Here is a 12051-nt window from a genome sequence, read left to right as displayed (position 1 = left end):
CACACTGCTACTGCAGAAAATGGGTGCCAGTGTTACGCCGTTTGATCAGAAGGCTTATCGACACCGCGCAGGCAATACGCGTTCAGGCTAAGAGGCTAACCGGCGCCAGATAGGGCGCTACCTCCTTTTCGGTTCTTGCCGGGAATGATCCGCCGCGTGAAGTTGAGCGCTAAAATCAGCCGTTTTCCTTGGCGAAGCTCATGACAATCAGCGCATTCGACACGAACCCCCGCAGACCCGGAATAAGCGTCGGCCAAAACCATCGTCCGCTTGGGGGGCGGCGCAAGAGGATCATGGACGTCACCATCGCATCGATCGCGCTTGTGCTGGCCGCTCCGATCATGCTTGTGGTTGCTCTCTTGATATTGGCGACCGACGGCGGACCGGCGATATTCTCTCACACTCGGGTCGGCTTCAACGGCAGGCGTTTCGCCTGCTACAAATTCAGGACCATGGTTGCCAACTCCCAGCAGGTTCTGGCCGACTATCTTGCGAGCAATCCCGAAGCCGCCAAGGAGTGGGAGCAGAATTTGAAATTCAAGAACGATCCGCGCGTCACCTTCCTGGGGCACATTCTCAGAAAGTCGAGCCTTGATGAGTTGCCTCAGCTCATCAACGTGCTGCGCGGCGACATGAGTTGCGTCGGCCCTCGGCCGGTCGTCCCCGACGAGCTGCAACGTTACGGCGCCTGCGCTATCGATTATCTTCGAACCCGGCCCGGGCTGACCGGCGCGTGGCAAGTGACGGGCAGAGACGCAATAGACTATCCCAGCCGTGTCTCCCTCGACAGCCGCTACGTGCGAAACTGGTCCATATGGGCCGACGTCGTCATTCTCGTTCGGACGGTCTTCGCTGTGATGAGATTCGATCATGCGTCCTGACTGCCGAGGAAGGCAGCGAGCATTGGCGGCATCGCCGCTTTAAAAAAATTCCGGCGCCGGCGACGAAATGGCAGCCGCAATCCGTCAATGCTCATCGGTCACGGCGCGACGCCACACGATGCCGAAGAAGACGCCGAGCAGGTAGGCGCCCTGCAGCGTGACAACGAAAAGCAGGATCGAAAGCAGACGGTCCCAGGCAAACAGGCTGCCGATGCCGCCTGCAATGGCGCTGAACACCACAATCACCGCGGTCATGACGATGAGCGCCGGCGCGCGAACACGAAATCCGAGCAAAATGCCGATCACGCCGACAGCGACAAGACCCCAAACCACGGCGATCTCCTACGGTGTGAAAGACTCGGTGTGCCGCGCCCAAGTCTCCCACATATGCGAATCCGCACCAACACCGAATCCCCGCCGCGGCTGGACCGGATCTCGACCAGGCAGACTGGAATCGCAGCACCACCAGCCCTTGCACAAAAGGCGTAGGACACCTTGTCCCAATGACGCGTTTTCGCTCATTTCCTTGTCATCCCGCTGCGCCTACGCTGCTTATGAAATAGGTACGCGGAGTATTCACCCGCGGTGCGGCAGCGCGCCTTGAATCACCGTCCTGGAGTGAACGTTGTGTCTCTATTTCTTGGCGTTCCCGTTCAGGACACAGGGGCACCGGACGCAGCCTGGCGAGGCAAGAGCGCGTCGGCCCGCGGTTGTTGCATAGCATTTTCAGCGTGACGTCCATCGATGCTGCAGGCTTCCATCCTTTTGCTGATCGTGTCGATATGGTTCCCTGGCGCCACGCGGATTGCCGGAACCGATGGCTCGATTTCCTTTTTGCTCGCTTTGTTCTGCGGCCTGGTAAGCCTCGTTCCCTACGCCGAAGCGACAAAACGTCTGCATCGCACCGACACGGCCCTGGCAACTGCCGTGCTGACAACATCTGCCCTCATCATGGTTCTATCGCTGCTGTCGGCGCTACACGCGGACAATCCGGTCAGGACCATGCGCGCTGTCTTCGCCCAGGTGTTTGGTTTCGCCACTATCCCGACCATTGCATTGATCGCCGCGAGGCCTAGGAGTTTTGAGGCAATCGACAGGATTGGGATGACCATGGCCATCATGGTTGCTGTTACATCCTGCCTTGTCGTTATTGGCCTCGGCGATGCTCGATTCGCCGATCGGGCGGAGGGCTATTTCAAGCATGCAAACCAGCTCGGAATTGCCTTGTCGGCCGGTCTGCCGCTTGTCGCCGCGAAGCTGGTCGCTTCTCGCAGGCACCGAATCCTCCTTTCGGTTTGCCTCCTCGCGGGGTTGCTGGGTTTGGTCAAATCGGGATCGAAGACGAATTTCGTTCTTGGGGTCGTCGGTCTCGGCACGTTCTACGGGCTATACTGCATCTATCTGGTGATAAGGAAGCAGCGTCCGGTAACAGTGATCGCGGCGACCGTTACGGCTCCGATATTGTTCCAGGCTAGCTTCATGATGTTGCAGTTCCTGAACCCACGGGCCTACAAGCTGCTGTCGCTTCAGCTCTCCGGCGGGGAGGCACATTCGATCGTTTCGCGGCAGCGACTGTGGTCGATATCAATCGATCTGGGCCTGTCGCATCCGTTCATGGGCGTGGGCGCAGGGCAATGGGTGGGCGACATCGCTCCGCACAGCCACAACCTGTTCATCGACTATTTTAGAACGCTGGGAGTGCCCGGCCTCGCCTTGGTGGTGATCATGGTTCTGCTGGTGGTGGGTTATCTGATCAGCGCCGTTCTGCACACATTGGTCGACAGGGGCAGGAGCGAACAAGCGACCGAAGTGAATGTCATGGTGCTCGGAACATCGGTCGCCGTATGGAACTACTTGGTCGCCAACCAGATGAGCGATTCCTTCGGGCCGTCAACCGCCGCCTTCTTCTGGCTGCCGCTCGCTTTGCTCATAGTCTACCGCGGCATGCAGCGATCGCTGCAGACCGGCCTTGCCAAGACCCCGAGGTTGTATGTCGGGACCGGGTCTCAGCTGCTTGAAGTTGAGTATGCCCCTCGCACATCGCCTTGACTTCATTGGCGTTCCAAGAGTTCATCGTACCACCCGAAATCCAATGACCTCGCACACTGTTGGTGACCTGGCGGCAAGCCTCCCGCCAAGCGTCGAAGCACGCGCGCTGCAGACAGACATTCGATTTGTCGAGTTCTTTGGTCTGCCCGGGGTCGGAAAGACAACCACCTCCGGCCTGCTGGCGAACAGCCTGCGACGGTGCGGCCCGCCGGTAGGCGACGTGCGAGTGGCGTGGGAAGGAAGAACATTCATCGAGAGGCAGATACACAGAATGGGCGTTGTCGCCCCTCGGCTGCTAGATCGTGAGTTTCGCTCGTTGCTTGCTCGAATTGCCCGCTTCGTCATCGAAAGCAGGCAAGTGTCGCGCCTTGATGCCTTCAGGCTTGTCTGGAATCTTATCAGCCTGGTCGCATTTATCCAGCATGAGAGGGCAAGAAGAAATTCAATAATCATAATGGATCAGGGGTTGCTGCAGGGATTCTGGTCCATATTGCTGAAGAGCAGATGCAGAAAAACATCCGAGAATTGGCTGGATATGCTTTCTGCCGTCGGATTGCATGACATGGTTTTTGTCCACCTGCGCAGCGAGACCGGCATCGCCAGAGACCGGCTCCTGACCAGGGGCGATCGCTCCTCGCGGCTGCAACGGACATCTCCGGACAGCGATCCCGACCTTTGGTCGGCGGCGGATCGGGCCTGCCGCGAAATGGCGGCCGCCCTTGAGCGGGGAATGGGAACGGAAGATCGCATGGGCGTGCTGGCGGCTATCGACATCGAAAGGCTTGCTTCGCCCGAAGCCGTGGCCTCGAGAGCTCTCGAGGCGGTCCGTTCGGCCTGTCTCGACCGGCATCGGCAATCCCTTTCTTCAGGTCAATGAGGATGAGGATGAACCGCCGTTCATTCATGGGTCTTGCTGGGCTGTCTCCCGTGTTCGCCCTGTTGCCGGGCGCGTACCAGGCGGAGGGCGGGCAGATGCCGGAGGGCAAGCAGCTCGTTCTGACGGGTGAGCACGGCTACGAACAACAAATGTTTCGGGATCTCGAAGCCGGGGCGACAATCGATGCCCGGAATGCTTCCTTCACAGTCGCCAACAGCAGAAATCCTGAGCCCAGCGCGATGATGGGCTGCGACGAAGGAGACCTGCCGGTCAATCGCTACCCGGTGGTCATCCGCAACTGTCCGGACGTTCATTTCATCGGGGGGCGCTTCGACGGCCAGGTGCCGCTGACCTCCGATTGGCGCGACACCTACTGCAACAGCGCGGCTCTGCTGGTCAGGGACGGAACCGCCAATGCGACAATAGAAGGTGTGCGCGCGCGGCGCTGCTGGGATGGCGTGCGTTTCGCGGCGCGGGCCGACGGCTTTCACCTGAAAGGCTGCTGGCTCAGCGAAATCAGGGATGATGCGGTGGAGAACGACTACCTGCTCAGCGGCATTGTCGAGGATTGCCTGTTCGACGGCTGTTTTTCGGGGATCAGCGTGGATCCTGCCTCAAACGAGCGGGATGGGACAGGGGAGACAGTGCAGATCGATCGAACCCTCATTCGCATGCACCCGTTTCTCTCCAAGGGCGAAATCACACATCAGGCGCCTATCAAGGCCGTCGATCAGTCACCCAGGCTGAGGATAACGGGATCGGTTTTCGCATTGGCTTCGGTGAACATGCGTGGACTCCGTCGCCTGGAAAGAACCTGGGGGCTGGCTATCGAAAGCCGGGACAACGTGTTGCTGTGGCTGCCCGACGAACCAATTCCTTCGGAATTGCCGCTGCCGCCATCCGGTTTCAAGGTGCTGACGGGCGCTGACGCGCGCGAATACTGGAACAAGGCGCATCTGCAATGGGTCGCGGCGCATCAGAACGTGGCCCGGTTCTCCGACGAAGCGCTGTGAGAAGTCGCACTCGGGGGCAAACATTCGGTTGCTTAGCTGTGTTGGGCGAAGTGAACTCCTGCCGAAACGCTTGTCGCTTCGCCCATTGAACGTACTTGTTTCGCAACGACAGGTTGGACCGCCGTCGCGTTCCGGCAGAGGGGGAGAGGACTACTCGATGAATCACGAGGCGGGTAACGGAACGGCGCCGCCAGGCTCCACCGCTCATATCCCGGCCACGTTTGTGACCCAGGGACGGCTGGCACGCGTCAGGGGGCAGAATATCCTGTTCAGTCCTTCCCAGCGGGCCATCTTCGCCGTCAACGATACTGCCGCCGAGATCTGGCGCTCCCTGGAAGAGGGAACATCGCCGCGCGCCATTTCGGCCGAGATGGCGCGCGCCGGCGTCGATGGGATCGAGGCAAACAGGCATGTCGAGGCCGCGCTGAGGGATTGGCAGCGGCTGAGCTTGATACGGCCCGACGCACCGCCGTCTGTGTCGGCTCGAGAGGCTGTGAGCCAGGTCGTCGCGATCGCGGGCCTTTCCGTACGCATCGAGTATCCTGCAGCCTGCGCCTTTCCCGCGGTCGCCGTGTTCCGGCATCTCGAGGTCCGACGAGAGACTGCCGACATTCTGTTCCAACTGGTCGAGCATGAAGGACGGGTCCACCTGTTCCGGGATGGCGACTGGGTTCTTTCCTGCGCGCCCGACGAGCTGCCCGTCATGGTGAAAGGGCAAATGCTGATCGAGGTCCTCGATCGCAGCGCCTACGAACTTGCTCTGCACGCGGCTGCGCTTCTCAAAAATGAGCGCATCGTGCTTCTTTGCGGCAACCCGGGCGCAGGCAAGACTACGTTGACCCTGGCGCTGGTCAATGCAGGGTTCGGTTTCGTATCTGACGATGTGACCCTGTTGGACTCCCGGGGACATGGCATTGGTCTGCCGTTTGCGCCTGCCGTCAAGGCAGGAGCATGGCCGCTTTTGGCCGAACGCTTCCCCGATCTCGACGCTGTTCCGGTTTGTCGCCGGCCAGACCGCAGGCGAGTTCGGTTTGCGGTGCCCAGCGAGGTCGTGCCGTCCTCTCCCATACCAATCGGCTATGCAATCCAGCTTCGTCGAGGTCGCGACGCGAAAGCTTGCCTCGAGCCGATCGACCCGGCCAGCGCATTGCGTGTGCTGCTCAACGGGGCGTTCGCACCCGGCCGAGAGTTGAGTGGCAGCGCCTTCGACACTCTGACCGAAGTCATCGGATCGGCGGGCACCTATTGCCTGAATTATTCGAAGCTCGATGATGCAGTAGAGCTGATCACGAAGGCATGCCGGTGAGACACAGAGGCAACGCGCTCGAGGCTCTGATCGCCGGACTTCGCGGCAGTCCGGCCGACCGGGCCGATTGGCACGCCGTAATCGCTCTGGCCAATCGCACTTTGCTCACGCCGGATTTGTTCTCCTCCCTCGCGCGCGCCGGCCAGATCCACCGGCTACCGCAGGACGTGTACGAGTATCTCCGGTTCGTTCATGACTGCAATCGGGAGCGGAACTTGCGCTTGCGTGCGCAACTGCGCGAAGCCGTTGCGGCGCTCAATCGCCGCGGCATCGTTCCGCTCCTGCTCAAGGGCGCTGTTCCCTTGTTCCTTGCGCCGGCAGGCCAGGCTCCCAGCAGGATGACAAGCGACCTCGATCTGGCCGTGGAGCCGGCCAACGAGGCGGCCGCCCAAATCTGCCTTGAAGAGCTCGGCTATGTCGAGGTGGCAGGTGAGCGAGGCATGGCGCGTGAGCAGGATGCCGGAATGCTGGAACTCCGGGCGCGCCGGGCGATCGACTTTGAACCTCCCAAGCTCGTCCAGCACGACGATTTGTGGGTGAATATTCCTACTGCCCAGTCCCGGGCTCTGCACTGGATCGTGCACGACCTGTTTAAGGAGGGCGACTATTGGCGCGGAAGGATTGATCTCAGGCACCTTCACGACCTGGCGCAATTGGCGGAGAGCGAGAACGTGGACTGGAGCGCGCTGCAGGCATCCATGTCGGACCGAAGCGCCCGCAATGCCCTGGATACCCAGCTCCTGGCCTTGCATCACTTCTTCGGAACCAGGATCCCGGCAAGATGCGCGCGGCGCCCGATCGTCCGTTTCCAGCACTGGAGGCGCGTCTTCACGGCAACCCACCCGATCATCGGCGCTCCGTTGCGCCTGGCCGGGAATTTGATTTGGGGAACGCGGCGGTTTCTAAGCGCCAGGGGTTCGGCGAGGGGGGGCTCGTCCGATTTCGCGCGGCGCATCGCTCGTACGCTTTTGCTTCCAAGCGCGAAAATCTAAGCCTTTTGGTGAACTAGTATCCTGGCATCGGGAGACATAAGCTGTTGTGATACTTTGGAACCCGCATGGGAGAATCGTCATGCCAACCGAAAGCACGAAACGCTCGGAAAGGACGCAGGAAGTCCTCGTTTCAGAGGCTCAGGCGCGCCGGGACTTTCTCAAGAAGGCAGGGCGTTTTGCGGCGGTGACTCCACCGGCCATAACGGTTCTGCTCGGCACCAGCCTGAACTCCAGAGCGATCGCCAAATCGGGAGGAACACGCCCGGGCAACGGCTGGGGCGACAACAATCATATTCACATTGGTCCTCCCGGCCAGTCGTAAGGTTGACCGTCAGGGTCGCTGAAGCAGCGTTTTGAGAACCAAAAGCGCGTCGCGGGGAAATGGATCCCGGCGGCGCGCTTTCGCGTCTTTGCTTCAATTTTGATACCCCGATCGCTGGCGGCACGCCGCGGTCGGGGTATTTTGTTTGTTGGCGGCGACCGGGTTGGCGCAAGCGTAAATCGTTCCTGTCAGATCAGGCGAGCAGCCAATCGTTCAAATGGAATTCATAGATCTTGCCGTCGTTCTCGGTCGGATTCGAGTCGTTGTCCACGCCGCGATCGACGACATAGAGGCTCATTTGGTGGCTCGGATCGTCGCTGCTCGGCGCCAGGGCAAGTCCCGCCGGCTTTTTCGCGTTGGCGGCGGAGATGTCGAGTGTGCCCAGCAGATCCCCGGTTGGCGTCACCATTGCCACGGAGGTGCGTGACACGATGACATAAAGCAGGTCGTGGACCGGATCATACGCGATGCCCCCGTCAGAAGGGGTTCCGAGCGCCTCTTCAGAAAAACTCGTCACGACATCATCGCCCCCCGTGCTTGGGACGCCGTCGAATCTGCCGTTCTGGCCCGGAGCGATGGTGTAAATCCTATGGGTTGTGCCATCCTCGAGATAGAGCACGCCGCGGTTTGTGTCGTAGGCAATACTCTCCGCATCCGTACTGCCGAACGCGGCGGTCCTGAACGAGGTCACGATATCGTCGGAGGTGTTGTAAAGCCCATCGTTGCCCGGGTTCAACTCGTAGACGCTCTTCGTGCCGGTATCGTCCGAGAAGAAGAGATGGTGGTTCGCCGGATTATAGGTGACCCCGGCCGGCTCATCGGAGAAATTGATGGTGGTGAGCGTGCCCGTCAGGGTGCCGTTCAGATTCATCTGGAAGAGATTCTTGCCGGTGAAAATCGACATCTCCTCCACCTCACTATCGGTCACCAGCAGCTTGCCGAGATGGGAGATATAGACGATATCGGTCGGGTCGGGGCTCGGCGGTGACCACTGCGAAGTCAGAATGGTGTGCGCCAAGGTCACGGATGTCGGCAACTGGGTGGCGGTGACGCCGACGGTGAAGGTGTGCGTGGCGATGCTGCCGTCGGACGAGGTGGCTGTCACGTGGAGATCGATCGTCGGTTCGGACTGAGCGTTGAGCGTGCCGCTGCTCGATCGCGTGATGACGCCGGTGCTGGAATTGATGGCAAAGCGCGAGTCGTCGATCGTGTAGGTGACCGTCGAGCCGGCATCGGGATCCTTGGCCGAGGCGGTGATGCCGACGGCAGTGCCGGCGGCGGCATTCTGGCCGATCTGGTTGGCCCCGGAGTTGGCATCGGGCGGCGTGTTGAACGCGATCGGTTCGGGGCTGTCGAGGACGGCGAGGGTGAAGCTCTTGTTGGCGGTGCTGCCGTCGGAGGAGGTCGCCGTCACCGTCAGGTTGATGGACGACTGGGTCTCGAAGTCGAGCGTGCCTGTGCCCGAACGCGTGATGACACCGGTGCTGGAATTGATGGCAAAGCGCGTGTCGTTGATGCTGTAGGTGACCGTCGACCCAGCATCGGGATCCGAGGCCGAAGCGGTGATCCCTGTCGGTGCCCCCGCCGCGGCGAGCTCGGCGATCTGGTTGGCGCCGGAGTTGGAGTCGGGCGGAGTGTTGAAGGCCACGGGCTGTTGGCCGGCCGTGACGCTGACAGTGAAGGTGCTCGTGGCGCTGCTGCCATCGGACGACGTCGCTGTCACCTGGAGATTGATCGTCGGTTCGGACTGGGCGTTGAGCGTGCCGGTGCCCGAGCGCGTGACGACCCCGGTGCTGGAATTGATGGCAAAGCGCGAGTCGTCGATCGTGTAGGTGACTGTCGAGCCGGCATCGGGATCCGTGGCCGAAGCGGTGATGCCGACGGCAGTGCCGGCGGCAGCGTTCTGGCCGATCTGGTTGGCCCCGGAGTTGGCATCCGGCGGCGTGTTGAACGCGATCGGCTCCGGGCTGTCGAGGACACCGAGGGTGAAGCTCTTGGTGGCGGTGCTGCCGTCGGAAGAGGTTGCCGTCACCGTCAGATTGATGGACGACTGGGTTTCGAAGTCGAGCGTGCCTGTGCCCGAGCGCGTGATGACGCCGGTATTGGAATTGATGGCGAAGCGTGCATCGTTGATGCTGTAGGTGACGGTCGCGCCGGCATCGGGATCGGTGGCCGAAGCTGTGATCCCGGTGGGTGCTCCCGCCGCGGCGAGCTCGGCGATCTGGTTGGCGCCGGGGTTGGAGTCGGGCGGAGTGTTGAAGGCCACCGGACTTCCGGATCCCGGCAAGACATATTCGATGTGCAGCAGCGGCGCGCTGGCGGGATTGTATTCGTAGGAATCGGCGGTGCGCGTGCCGGTGCCGGTGATCAGGAAGGCCATGTCGTTGAGCGCCGCCCAGCCCGAGCGGCTGACGATCTCCTGGACGATAGCCGTGAGGTCTGGCGTGCGCTCGGCCTGGACGTGCTCGCCCACCGTGGTCCACGGGGCCGGCGTCCAAGTCGCCGACGCGTCGGTCGTTGCCCGTGACGATACATTGAAGCTGGTGCTGGTGAAGGCGCTTGCGTCGTCGGTGTCCTGGCCCTTGATCAGCAGCGAGGCCGCGCCGGTCTTCACCTCGTTGGCCTGGAACTGGATGTAGGCGCTGGTGATGATCGCGCCTTGCGGGATATCGATACCGGTGAAGCGGAGACCGACCGTCTGGCGGGTAGAGCCGTCAAAGCCCAGTTCCAGATCACTGACGTTGCTCGAAATCGAGCCGGAACCTTTCTCCTCGACATCGTCGCCTGCGGCCGCCACCCTGGCCTCGAAAGTCCCAGGCGTGCTGCCGCCGGTGACGTCAACATTGAAGGCGTGGGTGTTGGTGCTGCCGTCCGACGAGGTCGCGGTGACCGTGAGCGCAACCGTCGGCTCGGACTGGGCGTTGAGCGTGCCGGTGCTCGAGCGTGTTATGACACCGGTGCTGGGATTGATGGCAAAGCGCGGGTCGTTGAGACTGTAGGTGACCGTCGAGCCGGCATCGGGATCCGTGGCCGAAGCGGTGATGCCGACGGCAGTACCGGCGGCAGCGTTCTGGCCGATCTGGTTGGCCGCGGTGTTGGCATCGGGCGGCGTGTTGAACGCAACCGGTTCCGGGCTGTCGAGGACGGCGAGGGTGAAGACCTTGTTGGCCGTGCTGCCGTCGGAAGAGGTTGCCGCCACCGTCAGGTCGATCGACGACTGGGTTTCGAAGTCGAGCGTGCCTGTGCCCGAGCGCGTGATGACGCCGGTATTGGCATCAATGGCGAAGCGCGTGTCGTTGAGGCTATAGGTGACCGTCGAGCCGGCATCGGGATCGGTGGCCGAAGCGGTGATGCCCGTGGGTGCTCCCGCCGCGGCGAGCTCGGCGATCTGGTTGGCACCGGGGTTGGAGTCGGGCGGAGTGTTGAAGGCCACAGGCTGTTGGCCGGCTGTGACGGCGACGGTGAAGGGGTGCGTGACGACGCTCCCGTCCGACGAGGTGGCGGTGACGGTGAGGTTCACAGACGGCTCGGACTGGGCGTTGAGCGTGCCGGTACCTGATCGCGTGATGACGCCGGTGCTGGAACTGATAGCAAACCGCGTGTCGTCGATCGTGTAGGCGACCGTCGAGCCGGCATCGGGATCCGTGGCCGAAGCGGTGATGCCGACGGCGGTGCCGGCGGCAGCGTTCTGGCCGATCTGGTTGGCCGCGGTGTTGGCATCCGGCGGCGTGTTGAACGCGATCGGCTCCGGGCTGTCGAGGACATCGAGGGTGAAGCTCGTGGTGGCGGTGCTGCCGTCGGAAGAGATTGCCGTCACCGTCGGATTGATGGACGACTGGGTTTCGAAGTCGAGCGTGCCTGTGCCCGAGCGCGTGATGACGCCGGTATTGGCATTGATGTCGAAACGCGAGTCGTTGAGGCTGTAGGTGACGGTCGCGCCGGCGTCGGGATCCGTGGCCGAAGCGGTGATCCCGGTCGGCGCTCCCGCCGCGGCGAGCTCGGCGATCTGGTTGGCAGTGGGATCGGCATCGGCAGGCGTGTTGAAGGCCACCGGACTTCCGGATCCGGGCAAGACATATTCGATGTGCAGCAGCGGCGCGCTGGTCGGATTGTACTCGTAGGAATCGGCTGTGCGCGTGCCGGTGCCGGTGATCAGGAACGCCATATCGTTGACCGCCGCCCAGCCCGAGCGGCTGACGATCTCCTGGACGATAGCCGTCAGGTCGGGCGTGCGCTCGGCCAGGGCCTGCTCGCCCACCGTGGTCCACGGGGCCGGCGTCCAAGTCGCCGACGCGTCGGTCGTTGCCCGTGACGATACATTGAAGCTGGTGCTGGTGAAGGCGCTTGCGTCGTCGGTGTCCTGGCCCTTGATCAGCAGCGAGGTTGCGCCGGTCTTCACCTCATTGGCCTGGAACTGGATGTAGGCGCTGGTGATGATCGCGCCTTGCGGGATATCGACGCCGGTGAAGCGTAGGCCGACCGTCTGGCGGGTCGTGCTGGCAAAGCCCAGTTCCAGATCGTCGACATTGGTCGAAATCGAGCCGGAACCTTTCTCCTCGACATCATCGCCCGCGGCCGCCAGCCGCGCTTCGAATAGTTCAGCCATAGTCG

At 62.0% G+C, this 12051-nt stretch carries 9 protein-coding genes; 7 read left to right on the top strand and 2 right to left on the bottom strand.

What is annotated here, in order from left to right; genetic code table 11:
- Positions 1-293 precede the first annotated feature (293 nt).
- Complete coding sequence (locus P9230_RS05090) at positions 294-881, top strand: sugar transferase (RefSeq protein ID WP_208720894.1); 588 nt, start codon at positions 294-296, stop codon at positions 879-881.
- Positions 882-965: 84 nt separating this feature from the next.
- Here P9230_RS05090 and P9230_RS05085 read toward each other — a convergent pair whose 3' ends face one another.
- Positions 966-1214: a hypothetical protein gene (locus P9230_RS05085; protein ID WP_127240818.1), complete on the bottom strand. Its 249-nt coding sequence runs from the start codon at positions 1212-1214 to the stop codon at positions 966-968.
- 411 nt (positions 1215-1625) lie between these two features.
- Between P9230_RS05085 and P9230_RS05080 the strand changes: the two genes are divergently transcribed.
- From P9230_RS05080 to P9230_RS05055, 6 genes are all read left to right on the top strand, one after another.
- Entirely contained in the window at positions 1626-2930 is a 1305-nt protein-coding gene (locus P9230_RS05080; RefSeq protein ID WP_095826287.1) for an O-antigen ligase family protein, read from the top strand.
- A 43-nt stretch (positions 2931-2973) separates the two neighbouring features.
- Positions 2974-3807, top strand: coding sequence for a hypothetical protein (locus tag P9230_RS05075; RefSeq protein ID WP_278117690.1), 834 nt, complete (start codon positions 2974-2976; stop codon positions 3805-3807).
- Between the two features lie 8 nt (positions 3808-3815).
- On the top strand, positions 3816-4820 hold the full coding sequence (locus P9230_RS05070; RefSeq protein WP_067320796.1) for a hypothetical protein: 1005 nt from the start codon (positions 3816-3818) through the stop codon (positions 4818-4820).
- Between the two features lie 157 nt (positions 4821-4977).
- A complete protein-coding gene (locus tag P9230_RS05065; RefSeq protein WP_067320667.1) occupies positions 4978-6126 on the top strand; it encodes a PqqD family protein in 1149 nt (382 codons plus the stop codon).
- A complete protein-coding gene (locus P9230_RS05060) occupies positions 6117-7118 on the top strand; it encodes a nucleotidyltransferase family protein (RefSeq protein WP_245475192.1) in 1002 nt (333 codons plus the stop codon). The genes P9230_RS05065 and P9230_RS05060 overlap by 10 nt, the downstream gene beginning before the upstream one ends.
- A 79-nt stretch (positions 7119-7197) precedes the next feature.
- On the top strand, positions 7198-7440 hold the full coding sequence (locus tag P9230_RS05055; RefSeq protein ID WP_082953725.1) for a hypothetical protein: 243 nt from the start codon (positions 7198-7200) through the stop codon (positions 7438-7440).
- Positions 7441-7633: 193 nt separating this feature from the next.
- On the opposite strand, the gene P9230_RS05050 is transcribed toward P9230_RS05055, so the two are convergent.
- A complete protein-coding gene (locus P9230_RS05050; protein WP_278117687.1) occupies positions 7634-12046 on the bottom strand; it encodes a hypothetical protein in 4413 nt (1470 codons plus the stop codon).
- Positions 12047-12051 lie beyond the last annotated feature (5 nt).

The organism is Mesorhizobium sp. WSM4887, assembly GCF_029625865.1.
In the GTDB taxonomy this organism is placed as follows: domain Bacteria; phylum Pseudomonadota; class Alphaproteobacteria; order Rhizobiales; family Rhizobiaceae; genus Mesorhizobium.
This window is presented reverse-complemented; position numbering and strand designations above follow the sequence as displayed.